Source organism: Pseudomonas sp. FG1, assembly GCF_034313875.1.
GTDB lineage: Bacteria > Pseudomonadota > Gammaproteobacteria > Pseudomonadales > Pseudomonadaceae > Aquipseudomonas > Aquipseudomonas veronii.
In genome coordinates this window covers 133,207-155,461 of record NZ_JAVIWP010000001.1, presented here as the reverse complement: position 1 = coordinate 155,461, position 22,255 = coordinate 133,207, and the positions used below count along the sequence as shown (strand labels likewise).

The 22,255-nt window shown below is 62.1% G+C and carries 21 protein-coding genes; 8 read left to right on the top strand and 13 right to left on the bottom strand.

Annotated features, from left to right (window positions below):
- Positions 1-134: 134 nt before the first annotated feature.
- From panC to dksA, 9 genes are all read right to left on the bottom strand, one after another.
- Entirely contained in the window at positions 135-986 is an 852-nt protein-coding gene (gene panC / locus RGV59_RS00740) for a pantoate--beta-alanine ligase (RefSeq protein ID WP_126586598.1), read from the bottom strand.
- A complete protein-coding gene (panB, locus tag RGV59_RS00735) occupies positions 983-1,783 on the bottom strand; it encodes a 3-methyl-2-oxobutanoate hydroxymethyltransferase (RefSeq protein ID WP_017847433.1) in 801 nt (266 codons plus the stop codon). Before panB ends, panC begins: the two co-directional genes overlap by 4 nt.
- 240 nt (positions 1,784-2,023) lie before the next feature.
- The gene (gene folK / locus RGV59_RS00730) at positions 2,024-2,521 is read right to left on the bottom strand and encodes a 2-amino-4-hydroxy-6-hydroxymethyldihydropteridine diphosphokinase (RefSeq protein ID WP_017847434.1); all 498 of its coding nucleotides are present in this window, start codon (positions 2,519-2,521) and stop codon (positions 2,024-2,026) included.
- Between the two features lie 2 nt (positions 2,522-2,523).
- Positions 2,524-3,927 (bottom strand): polynucleotide adenylyltransferase PcnB, encoded by a 1,404-nt coding sequence (locus tag RGV59_RS00725; RefSeq protein ID WP_126586596.1) that lies wholly within the window; start codon positions 3,925-3,927, stop codon positions 2,524-2,526.
- Positions 3,928-4,624: 697 nt separating this feature from the next.
- The gene (locus RGV59_RS00720) at positions 4,625-6,064 is read right to left on the bottom strand and encodes a sigma-54-dependent transcriptional regulator (protein WP_017847436.1); all 1,440 of its coding nucleotides are present in this window, start codon (positions 6,062-6,064) and stop codon (positions 4,625-4,627) included.
- Between the two features lie 22 nt (positions 6,065-6,086).
- Entirely contained in the window at positions 6,087-9,041 is a 2,955-nt protein-coding gene (locus RGV59_RS00715; protein WP_162231511.1) for a sensor histidine kinase, read from the bottom strand.
- Positions 9,025-9,201: a hypothetical protein gene (locus RGV59_RS00710; RefSeq protein ID WP_003176118.1), complete on the bottom strand. Its 177-nt coding sequence runs from the start codon at positions 9,199-9,201 to the stop codon at positions 9,025-9,027. Before RGV59_RS00710 ends, RGV59_RS00715 begins: the two co-directional genes overlap by 17 nt.
- A 62-nt stretch (positions 9,202-9,263) precedes the next feature.
- Positions 9,264-10,151: a tRNA glutamyl-Q(34) synthetase GluQRS gene (gene gluQRS, locus RGV59_RS00705; protein ID WP_126586594.1), complete on the bottom strand. Its 888-nt coding sequence runs from the start codon at positions 10,149-10,151 to the stop codon at positions 9,264-9,266.
- 84 nt (positions 10,152-10,235) lie between these two features.
- A complete protein-coding gene (dksA, locus tag RGV59_RS00700; protein ID WP_017847439.1) occupies positions 10,236-10,679 on the bottom strand; it encodes an RNA polymerase-binding protein DksA in 444 nt (147 codons plus the stop codon).
- A 321-nt stretch (positions 10,680-11,000) separates the two neighbouring features.
- Between dksA and RGV59_RS00695 the strand changes: the two genes are divergently transcribed.
- Both RGV59_RS00695 and sfsA read left to right on the top strand, forming a co-directional pair.
- The gene (locus tag RGV59_RS00695; protein WP_046487535.1) at positions 11,001-12,173 is read left to right on the top strand and encodes a pyridoxal phosphate-dependent aminotransferase; all 1,173 of its coding nucleotides are present in this window, start codon (positions 11,001-11,003) and stop codon (positions 12,171-12,173) included.
- Complete coding sequence (gene sfsA, locus RGV59_RS00690; protein ID WP_126586592.1) at positions 12,173-12,886, top strand: DNA/RNA nuclease SfsA; 714 nt, start codon at positions 12,173-12,175, stop codon at positions 12,884-12,886. The genes RGV59_RS00695 and sfsA overlap by 1 nt, the downstream gene beginning before the upstream one ends.
- Here the strand turns inward: sfsA and RGV59_RS00685 are convergent.
- A complete protein-coding gene (locus tag RGV59_RS00685; RefSeq protein ID WP_046382054.1) occupies positions 12,883-13,200 on the bottom strand; it encodes a Rieske (2Fe-2S) protein in 318 nt (105 codons plus the stop codon). The two genes, sfsA and RGV59_RS00685, sit on opposite strands and share 4 nt — an antisense overlap.
- Positions 13,201-13,356: 156 nt before the next feature.
- On the opposite strand from RGV59_RS00685, the gene RGV59_RS00680 reads away from it, so the two are divergent.
- Genes RGV59_RS00680 through RGV59_RS00670 form a run of 3 tightly spaced genes read left to right on the top strand, consistent with a single transcriptional unit; the run spans position 13,357 to position 16,036 of the window.
- Positions 13,357-14,235 (top strand): heme/hemin ABC transporter substrate-binding protein, encoded by an 879-nt coding sequence (locus tag RGV59_RS00680; protein WP_102616918.1) that lies wholly within the window; start codon positions 13,357-13,359, stop codon positions 14,233-14,235.
- 50 nt (positions 14,236-14,285) lie between these two features.
- Complete coding sequence (locus tag RGV59_RS00675) at positions 14,286-15,269, top strand: FecCD family ABC transporter permease (RefSeq protein ID WP_164887008.1); 984 nt, start codon at positions 14,286-14,288, stop codon at positions 15,267-15,269.
- Positions 15,269-16,036, top strand: a complete 768-nt coding sequence (locus tag RGV59_RS00670; RefSeq protein WP_046382057.1) for a heme ABC transporter ATP-binding protein — start codon at positions 15,269-15,271, stop codon at positions 16,034-16,036. The genes RGV59_RS00675 and RGV59_RS00670 overlap by 1 nt, the downstream gene beginning before the upstream one ends.
- Before the next feature lie 219 nt (positions 16,037-16,255).
- Here the strand turns inward: RGV59_RS00670 and RGV59_RS00665 are convergent, their stop codons facing one another.
- From RGV59_RS00665 to RGV59_RS00655, 3 genes are all read right to left on the bottom strand, one after another.
- Positions 16,256-16,528 (bottom strand): TfoX/Sxy family protein, encoded by a 273-nt coding sequence (locus RGV59_RS00665; RefSeq protein ID WP_017847446.1) that lies wholly within the window; start codon positions 16,526-16,528, stop codon positions 16,256-16,258.
- 204 nt (positions 16,529-16,732) lie between these two features.
- The gene (locus RGV59_RS00660; RefSeq protein WP_017847447.1) at positions 16,733-17,077 is read right to left on the bottom strand and encodes a pentapeptide repeat-containing protein; all 345 of its coding nucleotides are present in this window, start codon (positions 17,075-17,077) and stop codon (positions 16,733-16,735) included.
- A 92-nt stretch (positions 17,078-17,169) separates the two neighbouring features.
- Positions 17,170-18,726: an AAA family ATPase gene (locus RGV59_RS00655; RefSeq protein ID WP_126586590.1), complete on the bottom strand. Its 1,557-nt coding sequence runs from the start codon at positions 18,724-18,726 to the stop codon at positions 17,170-17,172.
- 117 nt (positions 18,727-18,843) lie between these two features.
- Between RGV59_RS00655 and mrcB the strand changes: the two genes are divergently transcribed.
- Genes mrcB through RGV59_RS00640 form a run of 3 tightly spaced genes read left to right on the top strand, consistent with a single transcriptional unit; the run spans position 18,844 to position 22,248 of the window.
- A complete protein-coding gene (mrcB, locus tag RGV59_RS00650; protein ID WP_026140090.1) occupies positions 18,844-21,168 on the top strand; it encodes a penicillin-binding protein 1B in 2,325 nt (774 codons plus the stop codon).
- A gap of 16 nt (positions 21,169-21,184) precedes the next feature.
- Positions 21,185-21,919, top strand: a complete 735-nt coding sequence (locus RGV59_RS00645) for a tetratricopeptide repeat protein (protein WP_126586588.1) — start codon at positions 21,185-21,187, stop codon at positions 21,917-21,919.
- Positions 21,919-22,248, top strand: a complete 330-nt coding sequence (locus RGV59_RS00640; RefSeq protein ID WP_017847451.1) for a YqcC family protein — start codon at positions 21,919-21,921, stop codon at positions 22,246-22,248. The genes RGV59_RS00645 and RGV59_RS00640 overlap by 1 nt, the downstream gene beginning before the upstream one ends.
- Positions 22,249-22,255 lie beyond the last annotated feature (7 nt).

The following is a 22,255-nucleotide window of genomic DNA, read 5'->3' as shown; positions in this document are numbered from 1 at the left end:
TGGGTTCCGGACAGCGCTAACCATAGCGCAGGGCGAATACATTAAACCTAGCGTGTCGATATGTCTTGGCTTTGTCTGCGCTGTGGCCGGTACTTTTTTATACCGGCGCATCAGGCTGGGCAACGGGCAGGGGGTCAGTCGAGGGGCAGATGCAGGTTGTCGATCAGACGCGTCGCGCCCAGGTAGGCCGCGACCAGGATCACTACATCACGATCCTCGGCCGTGGCCGGGCGCAGGTGGACGCCTTGGCGCACTTCGAGGTAATCCACGCGCATGCCGGCGGCTTCGATCTGCTGGACCTGTTCGGCACGCAGTTTGGCGAAGTCGCGGTCGCCGCCTTTGATGGCGGCGGCAATCTGACTCAGGCTGCGGTACAACGCCGGCGCGACGGTCCGCTGCTCGGCGCTGAGGTAACCGTTGCGCGATGACAGCGCAAGGCCATCCTCTGCGCGCACGGTCGGTTCACCGATGATCTGGATCGGCATGTTCAGGTCATGGACCATGGCGCGAATCACGGCCAGTTGCTGGTAGTCCTTCTGGCCAAACACGGCCATATCCGGCTGGACCATGTTGAACAGCTTGTTGACCACCGTGGCCACACCTTCAAAGTGCCCAGGACGGCTGGCGCCGCACAGACCTTCGGACAATTGCGGCACGCTGACGCGGGTCTGGCCGGTCATGCCGCTGGGGTACATTTCCTCGACGCTTGGCGCGAACAACAGGTTGCAGCCGGCTTGCAGGAGTTTTTCCTGGTCGGCGGCGAGGGTGCGCGGGTACTTGTCCAGGTCTTCGCCGGCGCCAAATTGCAGCGGGTTGACGAAGATGCTCGCGACCACGAAATCCGCCTGTTGGGCCGCCTTGGCCACGAGGGCCGCGTGGCCGCTGTGCAGGTTGCCCATGGTGGGCACAAAGCCGATGCGTTTGCCGGCGCTGCGGGCATGGGTAACGGCGGCCCGCAGTTCACGTAGGGTTTTTACGGTGTTCATGCAGAGAATCCGTGTTCGGCGCCTGGGAAGGTCACGCCTTTGACTTCGGCGACGTATGCGCTCAACGCGGCGTGGATGCTGTCCTGGCCGGTCATGAAGTTCTTCACGAACTTCGGTACCCGGCCGGTTATCGACAGGCCGAGTATGTCGTGCAGCACTAGGACCTGGCCGTCGGTGGCCGACCCGGCGCCAATGCCGATCACCGGCACTTTGACCGCATGGGTGATTTCCGCGGCCAGTTCGCTGGGCACGCATTCGAGCAGGATCATCGCGGCACCGGCTTGTTCCAGGGCGATGGCATCGGCACGCATCTGGCGCGCCTGGGCTTCGTTGCGGCCCTGGACTTTATAGCCGCCGAGGATGTTCACGGACTGCGGCGTCAGGCCCATGTGCGCGCACACCGGTACGCCGCGTTCAGCCAGCATGCGGATCGACTCGGCGAGCCAGGCGGCCCCTTCGACCTTGACCATGTGCGCGCCGGCTTGCATCAATTTGCCGGCGTTGTGGAAGGTCTGTTCGACGGTGGCGTAACCCATGAACGGCAGGTCGGCGATGATAAAGGCGCCGTCGTTACCGCGCTTGACGCTGGCAGTGTGGTACGCAAGTTCATCCGTGGTGACGGGCAGGGTGCTGTCATGCCCTTGAAGCACCATGCCGAGGGAGTCGCCCACCAGTAACACCTCGACACCGGCTTGGCAGCAGGCATGGGCGAAGGTGGCGTCATAGCAGGTCAGCATAGCGATTTTTTCACCTTTGAGCTTGAGGCTCTGCAAGGTGGTCAGGGTAACGTCTGGCATGAAAAGGGTCCTCGTTCAGGCGCTTGGAAACAGCGAGTAACGCGCATGAGTCTTCGTTTATACAGGCGCACTTTCTTGAGAGCAGTGCTTATAAGGCCTGGATTGCGCCCTTTAGCGCCGGTTGGCGGCAGCGGGACGCCTATAGTCGTGAGGAGGACACGGGAAGTCAATTGCATGTGTTACCGCATTGTTACGACGGTGGTGTTACCGCTGTTACTGATGCGATTCAGCAGTGGCTGATCAACGCTGGGTGCTGAGCGCAGGCATGCGTTCCAGGCCGACAAACGGGCAGGCTGCGAGCAGGTCGCTGAGGCGCCGGCCATCGGGCAATTGCAGGGTGGCTGGGGCCAGTTCGGCCAGTGGGTACAGCACGAAGGCGCGCAGGTGCATCTGATAGTGCGGCACTTGCAGGCGTGGTTCGTCGATCAGGCGGTCGCCGAACAGCAGGATATCCAGGTCGAGCGTGCGTGGGCCCCAACGCTCAAGGCGTTCGCGGCCTTGGTCGTTCTCGATGGCTTGCAGCGCATCGAGCAGTTCCAGTGGCGCCAGGCAGCTGTCCAGGGCCGCGACCGCATTGGTGTAGCGCGGTTGGCCGGGGAGCAGGGAGTCGCTTTGATAGAAGGCCGACACCCCGGCGACGGTAGTGCCCGGCAATTGCGCCAACGCCTCGATAGCATTGCGCAATTGTTGCTCCGGGGCCGCCAGGTTGCTGCCCATGCCGATGTAGATGCGTTCCACGTTTATTCGCCTGCGGCGCCCGAGGCATCGGCGGCACTGCGCTTGCGTTTGCTCCCGCTGCGACGACGCTTCTTGGGCCCTTCGCCGACGCCATCGCCTTTGCTGCCGAGTTCACGAATCATCTCGCGGCGCTCGCTGTCATTGGCGTCCTGGTAGTCGGTCCACCATTCGCCCAGGCCGTCGGTCTGCTCGCCGGCGCTTTCACGCAGCAGCAGGAAGTCGTAGCCGGCACGGAAGCGCGGGTTCTCCAGCAACAGGTCGGCGCGCTTGCCGCTGCGACGCGGCAGGCGTTCCTGCATGTCCCAGATCTCGCGGATCGGCAGGGTGAAGCGTTTCGGGATGGCGATGCGCTGGCACTGCTCGGCGATCAACTCGTGGGCGGCTTCCTGCATGGCCGGGATCGGCGGCATGCCACGGTCTTGCAGGCGCAGTACGCGTTTGGGCAAGGCCGGCCACAACAGGGCGGCAAACAGGAACGCCGGGGTGACCGGTTTGTTCTGTTTGATGCGCAGGTCGGTGTTGATCAACGCTTCGCTGATCAGAGTGTGGGTATACGTCGGGTTGTATTCCAGTGCTTCGGCGCTCGCCGGGAACAAGGGATCGAACAACTGCAGGTCGACGAGCATTTCGAAGGTATCGGTGGCGTAGCCCGAGAGGAACAGCTTGAGCACTTCTTCGAACAGGCGCGCCGAGGGGATTTCCCGCAGCATCGGCGCCAGTTCGCGAATCGGTGCAGCCGTGTGGCGCTCGATACCGAAGTTCAGCTTCGCGGCGAAACGCACCGCCCGCAGCATGCGTACCGGGTCTTCCTGGTAGCGCTGCGTCGGGTCGCCGATCAGGCGGATCAGGTTGTTGCGAATATCGTGTACGCCGTTGGCGTAATCGAGGATGCGCTCGCTGACCGGGTCGTAATACAAGGCGTTGATGGTGAAGTCGCGGCGCTGCGCGTCTTCTTCCAGGGTGCCGTAGACGTTGTCGCGCAGGATGCGTCCGCTTTCGTTGCGGGAAGACTGATTGGTGTCTTCTTCCTCATCGTTTTGCGGATGACCGGCACGGAAGGTCGCGACCTCGATGATTTCGCGGCCAAAGTGAATATGCACCAGCTTGAAGCGGCGGCCGATGATGCGCGCATTGCGAAACTCGGCGCGCACTTGCTCGGGCGTGGCGCTGGTGGCGACGTCGAAGTCCTTGGGCGTGATATTGAGCAACATGTCGCGTACACAGCCGCCCACCAGATAAGCCTGGTAACCGGCGTTCTGCAAACGTTCGACGATGTTCACTGCATAACGGCTGAACTGAGCGCGTTGCAGCGAATGTTGGCTGCTGTTGAGCACTTCAGGCGTGCTGCGTTTGTGTTGCGTTCGACGCAAGGGAGAACGGAATGACTGGAACAACTTCTTCAGCATGGGATGCACTGTTTGAAGGAATGTTCGGCCATAACGAAGAATGACCGCATGATGGGCCGGGATTCTAGCATTTAGTCGGGGGATGGTGTAGGAACAAGCTACAGGCCTTGCGCCATAAGCCTAAAAACGTCAAATACCGGAAACTACAAGGGGAGCCGAAGCTCCCCCAGAAGTAGTTGCGTGCTCTATTTTTATTATTGGTTTCGGGCTTTTTGTTTTTGTTGATCGCCCTCGCCATGAAGTGTGACCTTCATGACACTCCCAATCGGGAGTCAAGAGCAAACGGATTGCTTTGGTCGCTGTGTTGCTGATCTACGATCCAACCAGTTCAGGCTCTGCCTTAGGGCAGTTTTTGTTGTTCTCGGCCTGGTTGCGGGGCAAGCCCCAAATGCAACGCCTCTCCAAAAGAATCAGTTAGCTGCGCCTCCGCCGTGTTGTTTTTATTGTGCGTGAGTCGATTCGTCTTATTTTTATTGTCTTGTACAAAGCTTGTTATTGTTTTTGTACTAAGCATATAGCAGGGTGCGTGCCAACTTTTGCGCCGACCAGCAAAATCAGGGGGTTGAGGGGTTTTTGGCTGTTTGGCGGCGAAAAAAAAGCCGGGGCTTCGTTACCGTAAGCCCCGGCTTTTGTTACGCGAAATATCCGCGGTAACAGTTTTTTCACATTGGCGGGTGTTACCTGTGGGCGCGCGCCCTCAGCTTTCGCTGGCCACTCCGGTCTTGCGTCGTGGAATACCCAGGCGTTGGCGCCGTTCCCACAGGCACTTGCGGCTTACGCCCAGCTTGCGCGCCAGTTCGGTCTCGGTCATGTGGTCCTGGTGCTCGAGGACGAAATGCTGGAAGTAGTCTTCCAGTGACAAATCTTCCGTCGGTTCATGGCTGGTATTGCCGGCGGCGCCCTGTTGCGGGGCCAGGCCGATGAAGTCGTCGTCTTCCAGGTCGCTGAGCTCTATATCGATACCCAGCAGTTCGGCGGAAATTTCCGGGCTCTCCGACAGAATCACCGCACGCTCGACCGCATTCTCCAACTCCCGCACGTTACCCGGCCATGAGTAGTGCCGAATCGCCTGCTCGGCGTCTGCGGCGAACCGCAGGTCGGTACGGTTGATGCGCGCGCTCTGGCGCAACAGGAACGCATTGGCGATCTCGTTGACGTCGGCACCCCGTTCTCGCAGGGCCGGCAGCTTGAGTGCGATCACATGCAGGCGGTAATACAAGTCTTCACGGAACTGGCCGATCTTGGCCAGGCTCTTGAGGTCGCGGTGAGTGGCCGCGATCAGGCGCACGTCGACCTTCTGCGATTGCACCGAACCCACCCGGCGGATTTCGCCTTCTTGCAGTACACGCAGCAGGCGCGCCTGGGCTTCCAGGGGCAGTTCGCCGATTTCGTCGAGGAACAGCGTGCCGCCGTCCGCCGCTTCCACCAGGCCCGCGCGTCCGGCGCTGGCGCCGGTAAACGCGCCTTTCTCGTGGCCGAACAGTTCGGACTCGATCAGGGATTCGGGGATTGCCGCGCAGTTCACCGAGATCATCGGTGCCTTGGCGCGCTTGGACAGGTTGTGCAGGGCGCGGGCCACCAGTTCCTTACCGGTCCCCGATTCGCCCTGGATCAGCACATTCGAGTCCGTCGGCGCCACTTTGCGGATCTTGCTGTACAGGTCCTGCATCGGTGGGCAGGAGCCGATGATGCCGATCTCGCCATTGCTGTTGTCGACGCCCGGCTTGTCGGCGCCGTTGGCCGCCTTGCCGGCGGGACGCTGTTCGGCCGTAGCGCTGCTGGCCGACTGGCGGTCACGCAGGATGCGGGCCACGGCCTGGAGCATCTCATCGTGGTCGAACGGCTTGGCGATGTAGTCCACCGCGCCCATCTTCATGGAGTCCACCGCCGAGCGCAGGCTGGCGTAGCTGGTCATGATCAGCACCGGGGTGCCCTGGCCGAGCTTGATCAACTCGGTGCCCGGCGCGCCGGGCAGGCGCAGGTCGCTGACAATCAGGTCGAACGTGGGAATGCTGAACCGCTCTTGGGCTTCCTGCACCGAGCCGGCTTCGCTGACCTGGTACTGATTACGTTCAAGCAGGCGACGCAAGGCAGAGCGGATAATGGTTTCGTCTTCGACGATCAAAATGTGCGGCATTGATTCAATTCTCTCGACGGTCTCAGTTCACAGCGGACGTCGCTTCGACATGACGCGGCAAGGTCACCCGAATACGGGTGCCGCGTTGGCTTTCTGTGTCAGCCGGGCTGTCGATGGTGATTTGTCCATAATGCTCTTCAACGATGGAATAGACCAGTGCAAGGCCCAGACCGGTGCCTTCACCGGGGTCCTTGGTGGTGAAGAAGGGTTCGAACAAGCGGTCCTTGATGTTCTGTGGAATGCCGCTGCCTTCGTCCTCCACGATCAGGTCGACCGTGTGCTCGAAAGCCTCGCTCTTGACGCGTACCGCACTGCCGGCGGGGGACGCGTCGCGGGCGTTCGACAACAGGTTGATCAACACCTGCGCCAAGCGCTGGGAGTCACCGTCGACCCAGTGGTCCGGATCGCACAGGTTGAAGAACTGTACTTCGAAATTGCGCCGATTCAAGGCCAGCAGCCCAATGGCATCCTGTGCCACTTCGGCCAGGCACACCGCTTCGTCGTGGTTCTGATGGGCACCGGCGTGGGCGAAGCTCATCAGCGACTGCACGATGCGCGACACGCGCTTGGTCTGTTCGAGGATCTGCCCGCTGATCTCGGTGATTTCGCCGTCTTCCTCGCGCTCTTCGCGCAGGTTCTGCGCCAGGCAGGCGATACCGGTGATCGGGTTGCCGATTTCATGGGCCACGCCCGCCGCCAGGCGACCGATACTGGCCAGGCGCTCGGAATGCACCAGCTTGTCTTCGAGCATCTGGGTTTCGGTCAGGTCTTCGACGAGCAACACCAGGCCGCTGTTACCGGGGGCCAGGGGCTCGTCGATCGCCGCCTTGTGCAGGTTGAGCCAGCGGGTCTGGCCGTCGAGGGCCAGGTGCTGCTTGTGCAAGTGTTCGTCGGGGAGGTTGATAAAGCCTTGCAGCAGTTCCTTCCACGGGTCGCCCAGGGTATTGAGGCGAGAGCCCACGACCCGTTGCGCGGCAATGCCGGTGAGTTCTTCCATGGCCTTGTTCCACATCAGAATCTCCTGGTCCTTGGCCAGGGAGCAGACCCCCATCGGCAGTTCCTGCAAGGTCTGGCGGTGGTAGCGGCGCAGGGCATCGAGTTCGGCGGCGAGGCCAGTGAGGCGTGAGTGGTAGTCCTCGAGCCGGCTTTCGATGAAGTGGATGTCTTCAGTGACGTAGTTTTCGCCGCTCGCCTTGTAGGGCAGGAACGTTTCCACCATGTCCTGCGACACGCTGGGGCCCATCAGCCCGGACAGGTTGGCTTCGATTCGGTCGCGCAGGCGGCGCAGGGCGTAGGGGCGGCGCTCGTCGAACGGCAGATAGAGGTCGCGTAGCGCTTGTTCGACTTCCTTTTGCGCGGCCTTGGCGCCCAGAGGCTTGGCCAGTTGCGTGGCGAACTCCTGGGGCGAGGCGGCATGCAGCTCGCGGCGTTGCGGGCGGCGCACGTTGTCCACCGCGCAGGCTTCGGCGGCGCTGGTTTCTTCCGGGCTGGCGTTGGTGAACAGCGAGATCAGGGTGAACATCAGCACGTTGGCGGCCAGCGAGGCGATCGCTGCCATGTGCCAACTGGTGTCGTCGAGCACGTAGATCATGTTCAGCAGCGGGATGTAGAAACCCTGCAGGTTGCCGACCAACGGCAGCAACATGGTCACCAGCCACACCAGAATCCCGGCGAGCAACCCGGCGATAAAGCCGCGCCGATTGGCCGTCGGCCAGTACAGCACCGACAACACCCCCGGCAGGAACTGCAAGGTGGCGACAAACGCGACGATCCCCAGGTTGGCCAGGTCTTGCCCGGCGCCCAGCAGCAGGTAGAAACCGTAGCCGGCCATGATGATCGCGACGATCAGCGCACGGCGGGTCCATTTCAGCCAGCGGTAGATATTGCCTTCGGCCGGCGGCTGGTATAGTGGCAGCACCAGGTGATTGAGCGCCATGCCGGAGAGCGCCAGCGTGGTGACGATGATCAGGCCACTGGCCGCCGACAACCCGCCGACATAGGCCAGCAGCGCCAGGGCCGGGCTGTTGGCCGCAATACCGATGCCGAGGGTGAAGTATTCGGGGTTGGTGGTGGCGCCCAGTTTGAGGCCGGCCCAGAGGATCAGCGGCACCGCCAGGCTCATCAATAGCAGGAACAGCGGCAAGCCCCAGCTGGCGCTGACCAGCGAGCGCGGGTTGAGGTTCTCGGTGAACGTCATGTGGTACATGTGCGGCATCACGATGGCCGAGGCGAAGAACACCAGCAGCAGCGTGCGCCACGGGCCTTCCTGCAGCGGGGTGTGCAGCGCGGCGAGGGCGGTCTGGTTTTGCAGCAGCCACAACTCCAGCTGTTGCGGGCCGTCAAATACGCCATAGAGCGCATACAGGCCGACGCCACCGATGGCGATCAGCTTGATCACCGACTCGAAAGCAATCGCAAAGACCAGGCCTTCGTGTTTCTCGCGGGTGGCGATGTGGCGTGAACCGAAGAAAATCGTGAACAGGCTGATCAGCGCGCAGAAGGCCAGGGCGACGCGATACTGCACCGGCTCACGGGTCAGGATGCTGATGGAGTCGGCCACCGCCTGGATCTGCAGGGCCAGCAAGGGCAGCACGCCGATCAGCATGAAAATCGTGGTCAGCGCGCCCGCCCAGGTGCTGCGAAAGCGGAAGGCGAACAGGTCGGCCAGGGACGACAACTGATAGGTGCGGGTGATCTTCAGGATCGGGTACAGCAGCACCGGTGCCAGCAAGAAGGCCCCGGACACCCCAAGGTAACTGGACAGAAAGCCATACCCATACTGATAGGCCAGGCCCACCGTGCCATAGAACGCCCAGGCGCTGGCGTAGACGCCCAAGGACAAGGTGTAGGTCAACGGATGGCGAATGATCGCCCGCGGAATCATTCCGCGCTCACTGATCCAGGCGACACCGAACAACGTAGCCAGGTAGGCGGCGCTGATCAGCAGCATCTGGGTGAGGCTAAAGCTCATCGGCATCTTTTTGGCTCTGCAGGATGAAAGTCACGACGATCAGGATCAGCCACAGCAGATAGGGGCGATACCAGGCGCCCGTGGCGTCGATCCACCAATCCATGATGGCGGGGGAAAACAGGTAGATCCCGACGACCAGCAGCAGGACCAAGCGATAGATGTACATGTTGGCCTCTGATTGAATAACTGCGGCGATGGTAACGGATGCCTGGCCGGCTGCAAGCGCCTTCAGCGCAACTGCGCTTCGGCCAGCGTGAGTGTGCGCGGGATCAACTGCGCATCCCAGTGGGCAATGCCCCAATCCAGCAGTTCCCGTGGGCTGGCGTGCAGCAGTTCGTCGCCGGGTTGTTGGCCGAGGGCGCGCAGGGCTCTCAACAGCAAAGGCGTGGCCTGGTCTGTGGTCAAGGGCGGGGAACGATAGGATTTGCCCAACTTGTTACCGTCCGGCTGGATGATCAGCGGCACGTGCAGGTAACGCGGTTGGCGCAGCCCCAATAATTCTTGCAGGTACAGCTGGCGCGGCGTGGAGTCGAGCAGGTCGGCGCCGCGCACGATGTCGGTAACACCTTGCCAGGCGTCATCGAGCACCACGGCCAGTTGGTAGGCGTAGAGGCCGTCACGGCGACGGATGATGAAGTCACCCACTTCGCGGCCCAGGTGTTGTCGGAATTCGCCCTGTACGCGGTCGGTAAAGTGGTATTCCAGCTCCGGGACGCGCAGGCGGATGGCCGCATCGTGCTGCTCATGACCGGCGTTACGGCACAAGCCCGGGTAGATCCCGTGGTAGGGCTCCAGCTGTTTGCGCGAGCAGGTACAGGCATAGGCCAGGCCGTGGTTGAACAGGTCGTTCAGCACCTTGGCGTAGGCATCGTGCCGGTCGCTTTGTCGGACCAGTTCACCGTCCCATTCGAAGCCATAGCTTTCCAGGGCATGCAGGATTGCCGCCTGGGCGCCGGGTTCTTCGCGGGGAGGGTCGAGGTCTTCCATACGCATCAGCCAGCGGCCATGGTTGGCGCGGGCGTCAAGGTAAGAGGCGAGGGCGGCGACCAGCGAGCCGAAGTGCAGGTGGCCGCTGGGCGTGGGGGCGAAACGCCCGATATAGGGAGAGGCTGTCATGGGCCGGATACTACTGGAAAATCGCTAAACGCCAGAAACAAAAATGGGGCGTTTGTACGCCCCATTCGTTCAGCTCGGCAGGGGTTACTTGCCGACCTGTTTTTCCTTGATTTCTGCCAGGTTCTTGCAGTCCACGCACATGTCGGCGGTAGGACGTGCTTCCAGGCGGCGAATACCGATTTCGATGCCGCAGCATTCGCACCAGCCGTATTCTTCGTCCTTGATCAACTGCAGTGTCTTGTCGATCTTCTTGATCAGCTTGCGTTCGCGATCACGGGCACGCAGTTCAAGGGCGAACTCTTCTTCCTGGCTCGCACGGTCGGCCGGATCAGGGAAGTTGGCTGCTTCGTCCTTCATATGGTCAACGGTGCGGTCGACCTCCTGCATCAAGTCTTGTTTCCACTTGTTAAGGATTTTGGTGAAGTGCTCGCGCATGGGCTCGCCCATGTACTCCTCACCTTCCTTCGTGACGTAAGGTTCGAAGCCGCTGAGGCCTGGGGATTGCTGTTGCTTTGCTTGGGTGGACATGAATAGACCGCCTCTCACTCTTCTAATCCATTGCGCAGGATTGCAACGTCACCGACACCTGCCGGCCCTGCGGCTGCAAGCGGGCGAACTTACCAGATAGATTCAGGGTGCGCCACTCCCGGTTGTCGAGGCCCATCACGCAGGGGTTGCAAACAGCAGCAACCCGCTGTGGCTGGGTATGAATCGTCTCGAAGGTTGATTTTAGTCGTTTTGCAAGCGCTTGCCGGGTTCATCGTGGACGGCCTGGCAGGCAATAGAGCATGTTTTACCGCGAGGGTTCGGTAGAATCGCTGTTTTTGTCCTCACCGTTAAGGAAGGCTAATGGCTCAGCCCTACAGTGCGCGCAGTCGCGCCATCGAACCTTTTCATGTCATGGCGTTGCTGGCGCGAGCCAATGAGCTGCAAGCGGCAGGCCATGATGTCATCCATCTGGAAATCGGCGAACCGGATTTCACCACCGCCGAGCCGATCATCCAGGCCGGCCAGGCCGCGCTGGCCAATGGCAAGACCCGCTATACCGCAGCCCGCGGCCTGCCGGAGCTGCGCCATGCCATCAGCGGTTTCTACCAGCAACGCTACGGCCTGAGCGTGGACCCCGAGCGCATCCTGATCACCCCGGGCGGCTCCGGCGCGTTGCTGTTGGCCAGCAGCCTGCTGGTGGACCCTGGTAAACACTGGCTGTTGGCCGACCCGGGTTACCCGTGTAACCGCCACTTCCTGCGCCTGGTGGAAGGCGCGGCGCAGTTGGTGCCCGTGGGGCCGGACGTGCGTTATCAATTGACCGCCGACTTGGTGGCCAAGCACTGGAACCAGGACAGCGTGGGCGCGCTGGTCGCATCGCCGGCCAACCCCACCGGCACCATCCTGACGCGGGACGAACTGGCGGGGTTGTCGAGTGCCATCAAGGCGCGTAACGGCCATTTGGTGGTGGACGAGATCTACCACGGCCTCACATACGGCACCGAGGCGGCCAGCGTGCTGGAAGTCGACGATGATGCGTTTGTCCTGAATAGTTTTTCAAAGTATTTCGGCATGACCGGCTGGCGCCTGGGTTGGCTGGTGGCACCGCCCGATGCGGTCGGTGAGTTGGAGAAGCTCGCGCAAAACCTCTACATCAGCGCTCCCAGCATGGCGCAGTACGCGGCGTTGGCCTGCTTCACCCCGCAAACCCTGAGCATTCTGGAGGCGCGTCGTGCCGAGTTCGGGCGCCGTCGCGACTTCCTGCTGCCGGCCCTGCGCGAGTTGGGCTTCGGTATTGCCGTCGAACCGGAAGGGGCGTTCTATTTGTACGCCGATATCAGCGCGTTCGGCGGTGATGCCTTCGCGTTTTGCCGTCATTTCCTTGAGACCGAACATGTGGCGTTCACCCCAGGGCTGGATTTCGGTCGTTATCAAGCCGGCCACCATGTGCGCTTTGCCTACACGCAAAACCTTGATCGGCTGCAAGAGGCGGTAGAGCGCATCGCCCGTGGGCTGCGGAGCTGGCAGGGCTGATGCGCTTTCATCCTCCCCTCGAAGAGGCGCGGCTGATTCGCCGCTACAAGCGTTTTCTCACCGATATCGAAACCGTTACCGGCGAGTTGTTGACCATTCACTGCCCCAATACCGGTTCGATGCTCAATTGCATGGTCGAGGGCGGGCAGGTCTGGTTCAGTCGCTCCACTGACCCCAAGCGCAAGTTGCCCGGCACCTGGGAAATTGCCGAGACGCCTCAAGGCCGCCTCGCGTGCGTCAATACGGCGCGTGCCAATCAACTGGTTGAGGAGGCGTTGCATGCCGGGGTCATCACCGAACTCAACGGCTTTAGCGGATTGAAGCGTGAAGTGCCTTACGGCCAGGAGAACAGCCGCATTGATTTTCGCCTGGATTACCCCGAGGGGGCGGCCTATGTCGAAGTCAAAAGTGTGACGCTGGGGTTCGATGGCACCTCGATTGCGGCGTTTCCGGACGCCGTGACCCAGCGCGGTGCCAAGCATCTACGCGAGCTGGAGCACCTGGCCCGGGATGGTGTGCGGGCGGTGCAGCTGTATTGCGTCAACCTGTCCGGGATCGAGGCGGTGCGCCCGGCCGTGGAAATCGACGCGGCCTACGCTGCCGCCCTGCGCGAGGCCAAGGCCGCGGGCGTGGAAGTGCTGGCGTATGGTGTGCGTGTCACGGCCGAGGAAATTTACGTCGAACGCCGCTTGGACGTGCTGCTCGGCGACTAGAGTTCTACCCACAGGCCCTGTTCGTCTTCGCGGCCGGGCAGGGCAGTGAGGCTTTGACCCGCGCAGGGGCCGGCGATGCATTCGCCGCTCTCGATCAGGAACAACGCGCCGTGGGTGGCGCATTGGATCAGGCTGGCGCTGGCGTCGAGGAAGTGATCGGGCTGCCATTCCAGGGGGACGCCGCGATGGGGGCAGCGATTGCGATAGAAGTAGGCGATGCCATCCCGGCGCACGGCCAACAGTTTGTGCCCGTCGATATCAAAACCACGGCTGCTGTTGGGGGCGAGGGTGTCGGAGGGGCAGAGAAACTTCATTCCAATCCTTAAGTGCCTTGACGCTCAAATGCAAACAATTATCAAATGCAGGCTTCGCCCGTTAGCTGACTGGGCGCTCAGTACGATGCCCGGCAAGGGGCATCTGTCACATTCATGAGTGTTTCAGCAGCCCCGCCCCTGGAAGGAAACCCTGTTATGCGCTTGAGTGCCAGCGCTATCGCGCTTGTTGTCGGACTGATGCTCAACCCTGGGGCGCACGCCTCGGAACTGCCGCAACGCTGGGTGAGTGCTGGCGGCGCGTTATCGGAGTGGGTGACGGCCCTGGGCGGTGAGTCGAAGTTGGTGGGCGTCGACACCACCAGCCAGCATCCGGCTTCGCTCAAGGCATTGCCGAGCGTCGGTTATCAGCGGCAGTTGTCGGCCGAGGGCATTCTCAGTCTGCGCCCGCAGGTCCTGGTGGGCACCGAGGAAATGGGGCCGCCGCCAGTGCTGGCGCAGATTCGCAACGCCGGGGTGCAGGTGGAAATGTTCTCGGCGCAGCCGGATTTGCCGACGTTGAAAGGCAACCTCGAACACCTGGGGAGGTTGTTGGGCAGTGAGGCCAAGGCCCATGCATTGTTTACCGCGTATGAACAGGCGCTTGACCGGCAGAAACGTTGGGTTGCCACAGCCCAGGCCACACACAAGGCCCCGGGGGTGTTGATGCTGCTCGGCAATGCCGGCGGCAAACCGCTGATCGCTGGCAAAGACACGGCGGCTGACTGGATGCTGCGGCAGGCGGGCGGGCGCAACCTGGCGACCCACAGCGGTTATAAGCCGTTTTCCATGGAGTCGTTGGCCGGGTTGAGCCCCGAGGTGCTGGTGTTTGCCGACCGTGCGCTGAGCGGCGAGGCGGCGCGTGCGGCCTTGTTCAAGGAGAACCCGATCCTGGCGTCCACGCCGGCGGCTAAACAGGCACGGGTGTTTGAGTTGGACCCGACGCTGCTGGTCGGCGGGCTCGGGCCGCGTCTGCCGCAAAGCCTGGTGCAGTTGTCGGCCGACTTCTATCCGTCCCAGGCCACGTCTGCCCCATGAGTACGCTGGTGAAACCCCGAACGCTGTTTATCGGCCTGACGCTGTTGTGTGTGCTGGCGATCTGGCTTTCATTGGCGCTGGGGCCGGTCAGCCTGCCGTTGCTGGATACGCTCAGGGCGGCCTTGCGCCTGATGGGCGTGCCGATCGAGGCCAGTGGCCTGGAGCAGGCGGAGCTGATTCTCGGGCAGATCCGTTTGCCGCGGACCTTGCTGGGGCTGGCGGTGGGCGGCGTATTGGCCTTGTCGGGCGTAGCGATGCAAGGGTTGTTTCGCAACCCGCTGGCTGATCCGGGGTTGGTCGGGGTATCCAGCGGCGCGGCACTCGGTGCGGCCTTCGCCATTGTCGGTGGCTCGTTTCTGGGTGGGTTGCCGGAGGTGTTCGGCCCGTATCTGTTGTCGTTGTGCGCGTTTCTCGGTGGGTTGGGGGTGACGGCGCTGGTCTACCGGCTGGGGCGGCGCAACGGCCAGACCCATGTCGCGACCATGCTGCTCGCCGGCATCGCCCTCACGGCGCTCGCCAGCTCGGCGGTGGGCTTGTTTACCTACCTGGCCGATGACGCCACCCTGCGCACACTGACTTTCTGGAACCTGGGCAGCCTCAATGGCGCCAGCTATTCGCGCCTGTGGCCGTTGCTGCTGGTGAGCGCTGGCGTGGCGCTGTGGCTGCCGCGGCGGGCGAAGGCATTGAATGCACTGTTGCTCGGCGAATCCGAGGCCGCTCATCTCGGGGTCGATGTCGAGCGGCTCAAGCGCGAATTGGTGTTCTGCACCGCATTGGGCGTGGGCGCGGCGGTGGCGGCAGCGGGGATGATCGGCTTCGTCGGCCTGGTGGTGCCGCACCTGGTGCGATTGTTGGCCGGGCCGGATCATCGCGTGTTGTTACCCGCCTCGGTGCTGGCGGGGGCGAGCTTGCTGCTGTTGGCGGATCTGGTCGCGCGCCTGGCCTTGGCGCCGGCGGAGTTGCCGATCGGTATCGTCACTGCGTTGATTGGTGCGCCATTTTTTCTTTACCTGTTGTTGCGAGGGCGCGCCTGATGCTGCGAGTGGAAGGGCTGAGGATTCGTCGCGGTCGCAAAACCGTACTGGCGGATGTCACGTTGGACCTGTTGCCCGGCCAGGTGCTTGGCGTACTGGGCCCGAATGGCGCGGGCAAGAGCACGTTGCTGGGCGCGTTGTGCGGGGAACTGCACCCGGATCAAGGCCAGGTGTGGCTGGATCAGCACGAACTGAAAGACTGGAGCGGGTCGCAACGCGCGCAACGCCTGGCCGTGTTGCCGCAGGCTTCAACCCTGGATTTCGCCTTTCGTGTCGAAGAGGTGGTCGGCATGGGCCGCTTGCCCCATCAGACCGGGCGCGTGCGGGATGACGAGATTATCGATGCCGCGTTGCAGGCCGCAGATGTCGGGCACTTGAGCGGTCGCAGTTACCTGGCCTTGTCGGGCGGCGAGCGGCAGCGCGTTCACCTGGCGCGGGTGCTGGCGCAGTTATGGCCCGGGCAGGCGGGGCAGACGTTGCTGCTGGATGAGCCGACCTCGATGCTTGACCCTTTGCATCAACACACGACCTTGCAGGCGATACGCCGCTTTGCTGACCGTGGCGCAGCAGTGCTGGTGATTCTGCATGACCTGAACCTGGCGGCGCGTTACTGCGACCGGATTCTGTTGCTCGACGCGGGCCGCCCCCATGCGCTGGATACCCCGGCACAGGTTCTGCGGCCTGAGCCGCTCAAAGCGGTCTTCGGGCTGGATGTGCTGGTGCAGCCGCATCCGGAGCGCGGGCATCCGTTGATCATTGCGCGCTGAGGCTTTTTACCGGCAAAAAAAGACCCGGCAAGAGCCGGGTCAAATAACCGTGATTAGCCTGATGAGGAGATAATCTGAGAGTCCGAACCAATGGTCTTTCAGTTATCGGCTGATCTCGCGACCAGTTGTGATAATCATAACGATTCTCATTTGAGAGTCAAGATTTGTTTTCACGGGCCCTTGTCCGGAATCTTTGTCAGCGGCGGGTGGGTCGTCGATCTAATTCTTCTGGCGCGCCGAGATAGCATCCAATTGGCGGTTCAGCGCTTCCTTGCGTTCGGCAGGAATGTCGTTCCAATGCACATCCATCAATGCCCCTTCGATTGCATACAGCAAGACTTTCGAGGCACGGAAGCCACGCGTGCGAACGGCTCGATAAGCATCGACCGCGCCCAGGCGCCGCAGGTCTGACGCACTGTGGATGCCCGCCGCATGCAGCCATTGCGCCGAGGTCTTGCCAAGGTTTCTCAGGTGTTGCAGCTCATCGTTCATCGAGCCTCCTTGCGACGGCCGAATGGTGCGGTGGGTGTCGTGACCAGGCAAGCCTGAAAAGGAGTGTAGCGCTCAGTAGGAAAAGCGTAGTTCTTTGGTCAGGAATGGCGCAAAAGCTTATAAGGATGGCGTCGACGTTTTATTGCGGGCAGGCGCGAAGTCCCCGGTCCGTCTTGCACGAGACCGGGGGCTTGGGAGGGCGTGTTACTTGGTGCGGTAGCGCAGGCGCGTGCCGAAATTGACCGACATGAGGATCTCGTCGGCCGTCAGTTCCGGCGGGAAGTAGGTGCCCGAAATCTGCGCATGGGCCAGGCTCGCGCCTTCCAATGAACAGTCGCGCAAGTCCAGCCCGCGCAAATCGGCGGAACGGAAGTACGCATCGGTGAAGTCCACGCCGCTGGCGTTCAGATCGCGCAGATCCAGCCCGCGGAAGTCGCCACCGCGCATGTCGATGACGCCGTCTTTGGGGCGTTCCTGGTTGAAACCGCGGATATCGTCTTTATGCAGAAGCGAATAGAGCGGGGTATCAAGAAGCTTGGGCTGACTCATGATAGCGACACCTGTTGGATTTATGGCGCCATTATAGTGCCACTATTGCTTGGCCGCTCGCCTAAGGTGACGACGCGACCAAGAAGTTTTTCTTACAGACCAGGCATGCGCTGGCGAATTTGCTCGACCAGTGCATCGAGGGTTCCGCTTTGATTGGTCTCGACGCGCTTGCTCAGCAACAGCTCTTCGGCTGTCAGCGGTTCGCGTTGGGCCTGCTGCTCTTCAATGATCGTCAATGTAGCGTCAGACGGATCGTTCTTGTCTGCCTGACGTTGTGCCAGCCAACTGGTGATAACGGCCTGCGGCGCATTGCAGTCCAGGATCAGGAACGGCGCGCCCGTCGCTTCGGCGACTTTGGCGGCGGCATCGCGTTGTGCGCGTTTCAGGAAGGTCGCATCCAGTACCACCGGGAACCCGGCGCGCAGCACGGTCTCGGCGATCTCGTTCAGGCGGGCGTAGGTTTTCGCGCTGGCGTCGGCAGCATAGATGCCGGCCTGGGGCGTGTTTTCCACCTGTTGTTCACCAAACAGGCGCTTGCGCTCCACGTCCGAACGCAGGCGAACGGCGCCCAAGGCTTCCACCAGACGCATGGCCACGTGGCTTTTGCCTACAGCGGAAACGCCGTGGGTAATCGCCAGGAAGCGCGACGGAATAATGCTGTAGCTCTCCGCCAGGTTGGCGTAGTTGCGGTACTGGCGCAGGGTGGTGGCGCGCTGCACCGGGCTCGCTTCGCTGGGCATGCTGAACAGCGCGACTTTGGCCCTGACCAGTGCGCGGTAGGCTTTATAGAAGTTCAGCACTTCCAGGCCCTGGTAGTCGCCGGTCAGTTCGAGGTACTGGCTGATGAACCTGCGTGCCAGGGATTTGAGGCCGCGGTCTTCCAGGTCCATGGCCAGGAAGCCGGTGTCGGCGTACACGTCGGTGAAGCGAAACGGTTCGTTGAACTCGATGCAGTCGAAGATCACCACGTGGCCATCGATCAAGGTGGCATTGCCCAGGTGGATATCGCCGTGGCACTCGCGGGTGAAACCATCGCGCTTGCGCTGTCCCAGTAGCGGCTTGAGGCGTTCGAAGCTGCTTTCGGCCCAGGCTTGCAGGGCTTCGAGTTGCAGCAGGTCGGCTTTGTCGCTGAGGAACGGGCGGATCTGATCGAAGTTCTGGCGTACCGGTGCCATCACTTCGTCCGGGGTGCCGGCCGGGTGCTCTTGCGGCACTTTCGGTGCGGTGAGGTGGAAGTGCGCGATCTGTTTGGCCATCTCGTCGATGTGCGCGCTGGTCAGCTCACCGTTGGCTTGCAAGGTGCTGAGCAACTGGCTTTGCGGGAATTGACGCATTTTCAGCGCGTATTCGATGACCGGACCGTCACCGCCCAATTGCGGCGCTTCGGCCGTGCCGGTGATCGGCAACACTTCAAGATACAAATCTTTGGTCAGGCGCTGGTTCAGGCGCAGCTCTTCGTTGCAGAAATGCCCGCGATCTTCCAGTTTGGTGAAGTCCAGGAAGCCGAAGTTCACCGGCTTCTTCAGCTTATAAGCGTAAGGGCCGGTCAGTATGACCCAGGAAATATGGGTCTCGATGACTTGGAACGCTTCAACCGGATGGGGGTATAAAGCCGGGTTCTGCAGGGCGGCAATCAGGGGCTGGCTCACGGGCGATCCTTCAAAGTCAGGGGAAATCATGGCGGGCATTATGGCTGCTGACGCCTGCTGTGCAAACCGCTGTCCGGCTCATGTTGATCATCGATAAAGTGCGTATAATCCGCCGCCATGACTCGAACCCGATCTCCCCGTTCCCGTAAAAAACCTCCTTCCCGCGGCCTGCGCCCGTGGCTGGGCTGGGCGCTCAAGCTCAGCCTGGTGGGTCTTGTGGTGCTCGCCGGCTTTGCGGTGTACCTCGATGCCGTGGTCCAGGAAAAATTCTCCGGCAAGCGCTGGACCATTCCGGCCAAGGTGTACGCCCGTCCGCTGGAGCTGTTCACCGGTCAGAAGCTGAGCAAGGATGACTTCCTCACCGAACTCGACGCCTTGGGCTACCGCCGCGAACCTGTGAGCAACGGCCCCGGCGCTGCGGCCGTCAGCGGCAATACCGTGGACTTGAACACCCGCGGCTTCCAGTTCTATGAAGGCCTGGAAAAACCCCAGCCGGTGCGCGTGCGCTTCTCCGGCGACTACGTGGCCGAGCTGTCGTCGCTGAATGGCTCGAAGCTGCCCGTGGTGCGCCTGGAACCGTTGATGATCGGCGGGATTTACCCGAAGAACCTGGAAGATCGCATCCTGATCAAGCTCGATCAGGTGCCGCCGTACCTGCTTGAAACCCTGGTCGCCGTGGAAGACCGCGATTTCTACAGCCACTGGGGCGTGTCGCCGAAGTCCATTGCCCGTGCGATCTGGGTCAACACCTCCGGCGGCAAAATGACCCAGGGCGGCAGTACGCTGACCCAGCAATTGGTGAAGAACTTCTACCTCACCAACGAGCGCAGCCTGACCCGTAAACTCACCGAAGCCATGATGGCGATGCTGCTGGAGTTGCATTACAGCAAGCAGGAAATCCTTGAGGCCTACCTCAACGAGGTGTTCGTCGGCCAGGACGGCCAGCGCGCGGTCCACGGTTTCGGGCTGGCCAGCCAGTTCTTCTTCGGCCAGCCGCTGTCCGAGCTGAAGTTGCATCAGGTCGCGTTGCTGGTGGGCATGGTCAAGGGGCCGTCCTACTACAACCCGCGGCGCAATCCTGAGCGCGCGCTTGAGCGGCGTAACCTGGTGCTCGACGTGCTGGAGCAGCAGGGCGTGGCCACGGCGGAACAGGTTGCCGCGGCGAAGAAAATGCCACTGGGTGTGACCACCCGCGGCAAGCTGGCGGACAGCTCCTTCCCGGGCTTTATCGACCTGGTCAAACGCCAGTTGCGTGAAGACTACCGCGACGAAGACTTGACCGAGGAAGGCCTGCGCATCTTCACCAGTTTCGACCCGATCCTGCAGATGAAAGCCGAAGCGTCGGTCAACGACACCTTCAAGCGCCTGGCGGGGCGTAAAGGCTCCGACGAAGTCGAAGCAGCCATGGTGGTGACCAACCCGGAAACCGGTGAAGTCCAGGCCATGATCGGCAGCCGCCAGGCCAGTTTCGCCGGCTTCAACCGTGCGCTGGACGCGGTGCGGCCGATCGGCTCGCTGGTCAAGCCGGCGGTGTACCTGACGGCGTTGGAAAAACCGAGCAAATACACCCTGACCAGTTGGCTGTCGGACGACCCGCTGTCGGTCAAAGGTGCTGACGGCCAGGTCTGGACCCCGCAGAACTTCGATCGTCGTTCTCACGGTACGGTGTTCCTGTACCAGGGGCTGGCGCATTCCTACAACATCTCGACCTCGCGCCTGGGGCTCGAAGTGGGCGTGCCGAACGTCCTCAAGACCCTCGCGCGCCTGGGCATCACCCGCGAATTCCCGGCCTTCCCATCGATGCTTCTGGGCGCCGGTGCCATGACGCCGATGGAAGTGGCGACCATGTACCAGACCCTCGCCAACGGTGGTTTCAACACGCCGATGCGCGGCATTCGCAGCGTGCTGACGGCCGAAGGCGAGCCGCTCAAGCGCTATCCGTTCCAGATTCAGCAGCGTTTCGACGCGGGCTCCATCTACCTGATCCAGAACGCCATGCAGCGTGTGATGCGCGAAGGTACCGGTAGCTCGGTGTACAAGGTCCTGCCTTCCAACCTGACACTGGCGGGCAAGACCGGCACCAGTAACGATTCGCGTGACAGTTGGTTCGCCGGCTTCGGTCAGGATGTGCTGGCCGTGGTCTGGCTGGGGCGTGATGACAACGGCAAGACGCCGTTCACCGGCGCGACCGGTGCGTTGCAGGTCTGGACCAGTTTCATGCGCAAGGCCGATCCGTTGCCGCTGAGCATGCCGCAGCCGGACAACATCGTGCAGGCCTGGATTGATCCGCACACCGGCCAGGGCTCCGATGCCAACTGTCCGGGCGCGGTGCAGATGCCGTATATTCGCGGCAGCGAACCACCTCCCGGTGCCGCGTGCGGTGGCAGCGCCCCTGCAAGCGCGGAATCGGTGATGGATTGGGTCAAGGGCTGGATGAATTAAGCAAAGAGGGTTTCAAGTGAACAAGTGGTGGATTCCAGCTATTACAGCTCTGGCTTTGCTCGGCGGTTGCTCCAGCGTTCAGCGCGGCTCCATTCCCGTGGTGGACTCGAGCACAACCGTCTCCAATAACGATCGGATCTCGGCCAATGGCGGTTTCCGTCAGACCGTGACCAAGCGTCCTGCCCAGGCCGCGACCCGCGCCGTGCCGCAGGATTCGGGTGTGGTGGTGATGGTGCCGGGCGCCGGTGCTGCGACATCGGCGCCGATCAGCGCCGAGCCGTGGACGCCAGGGCCTAGCACGTCGGGGCCGATTGACGCCACGCCGGTCCAGGCCGCGCCGATCAACCAGAACACCTACACCATGCCGTCGACGCCAAGCGGCATTCCGTCGTCCTCCAGCGCGGGCGGCCTGTCGGCTGACGAGCAACTGGACGGCCCGGTACTGGCCTTGCTCACCACTGCCCAGCAACAGCAGGCCGGTGGCGACTTGAACGGTGCATCGTCGAGCCTCGAGCGCGCCCAGCGCGTTGCGCCGCGTGAACCGCAGGTGCTGTATCGCCTGGCCCAGGTGCGGATGGCCCAGGGCGATGCGCCGCAAGCCGAACAGTTTGCCCGTCGTGGCCTGACCCTGGCCAGCGGCCGTCCTGACCTGCAGGCCAGCCTGTGGGCCTTGATCGGTGATGCGCGTGCTGCACAAGGCGACGCTGCCGGTGCCGCCCAGGCTCGGCAGAAAGCCAAGGTCAGCCTCTGATGGATGTGCGTTTTCCAGCGATTGCCGAACAGCTGTTGCTGATTGAGCGCGAATTGCGCCTGCAGGGCTGGTGGGACGAGGTGTCCCCCAGCGCCGAGGCGCTCAGCAGCGTCGAGCCCTTTTCGGTCGACACCCTGGACTTCCACCAGTGGCTGCAGTGGATCTTCCTGGTGCGAATGAAGCAGATCCTCGAACAGAACCTGCCGTTGCCAAATGCTTCCGGGATCATGGAGATGGCCGAGATGGTCTACACCGACCGGCCGCTGGAAAGCCAGGGTTTGCGCAATGCGCTGAAAAAGTTCGACCAATTGATCGTCGACGCTCGTTAATTGCCTG

What these genes read in the sequence shown, in the direction of transcription:
- panC (WP_126586598.1), bottom strand. Translation starts at nt 986, where the DNA reads ATGAACACCGTAAAAACCCTACGTGAACTGCGGGCCGCCGTTACCCAT.
- panB (WP_017847433.1), bottom strand. Translation starts at nt 1,783, where the DNA reads ATGCCAGACGTTACCCTGACCACCTTGCAGAGCCTCAAGCTCAAAGGT.
- RGV59_RS00725 (WP_126586596.1), bottom strand. Translation starts at nt 3,927, where the DNA reads ATGCTGAAGAAGTTGTTCCAGTCATTCCGTTCTCCCTTGCGTCGAACG.
- RGV59_RS00720 (WP_017847436.1), bottom strand. Translation starts at nt 6,064, where the DNA reads ATGCCGCACATTTTGATCGTCGAAGACGAAACCATTATCCGCTCTGCC.
- RGV59_RS00715 (WP_162231511.1), bottom strand. Translation starts at nt 9,041, where the DNA reads ATGCCGATGAGCTTTAGCCTCACCCAGATGCTGCTGATCAGCGCCGCC.
- RGV59_RS00710 (WP_003176118.1), bottom strand. Translation starts at nt 9,201, where the DNA reads ATGTACATCTATCGCTTGGTCCTGCTGCTGGTCGTCGGGATCTACCTG.
- gluQRS (WP_126586594.1), bottom strand. Translation starts at nt 10,151, where the DNA reads ATGACAGCCTCTCCCTATATCGGGCGTTTCGCCCCCACGCCCAGCGGC.
- dksA (WP_017847439.1), bottom strand. Translation starts at nt 10,679, where the DNA reads ATGTCCACCCAAGCAAAGCAACAGCAATCCCCAGGCCTCAGCGGCTTC.
- RGV59_RS00695 (WP_046487535.1), top strand. Translation starts at nt 11,001, where the DNA reads ATGGCTCAGCCCTACAGTGCGCGCAGTCGCGCCATCGAACCTTTTCAT.
- sfsA (WP_126586592.1), top strand. Translation starts at nt 12,173, where the DNA reads ATGCGCTTTCATCCTCCCCTCGAAGAGGCGCGGCTGATTCGCCGCTAC.
- RGV59_RS00685 (WP_046382054.1), bottom strand. Translation starts at nt 13,200, where the DNA reads ATGAAGTTTCTCTGCCCCTCCGACACCCTCGCCCCCAACAGCAGCCGT.
- RGV59_RS00680 (WP_102616918.1), top strand. Translation starts at nt 13,357, where the DNA reads ATGCGCTTGAGTGCCAGCGCTATCGCGCTTGTTGTCGGACTGATGCTC.
- RGV59_RS00670 (WP_046382057.1), top strand. Translation starts at nt 15,269, where the DNA reads ATGCTGCGAGTGGAAGGGCTGAGGATTCGTCGCGGTCGCAAAACCGTA.
- RGV59_RS00665 (WP_017847446.1), bottom strand. Translation starts at nt 16,528, where the DNA reads ATGAACGATGAGCTGCAACACCTGAGAAACCTTGGCAAGACCTCGGCG.
- RGV59_RS00660 (WP_017847447.1), bottom strand. Translation starts at nt 17,077, where the DNA reads ATGAGTCAGCCCAAGCTTCTTGATACCCCGCTCTATTCGCTTCTGCAT.
- mrcB (WP_026140090.1), top strand. Translation starts at nt 18,844, where the DNA reads ATGACTCGAACCCGATCTCCCCGTTCCCGTAAAAAACCTCCTTCCCGC.
- RGV59_RS00640 (WP_017847451.1), top strand. Translation starts at nt 21,919, where the DNA reads ATGGATGTGCGTTTTCCAGCGATTGCCGAACAGCTGTTGCTGATTGAG.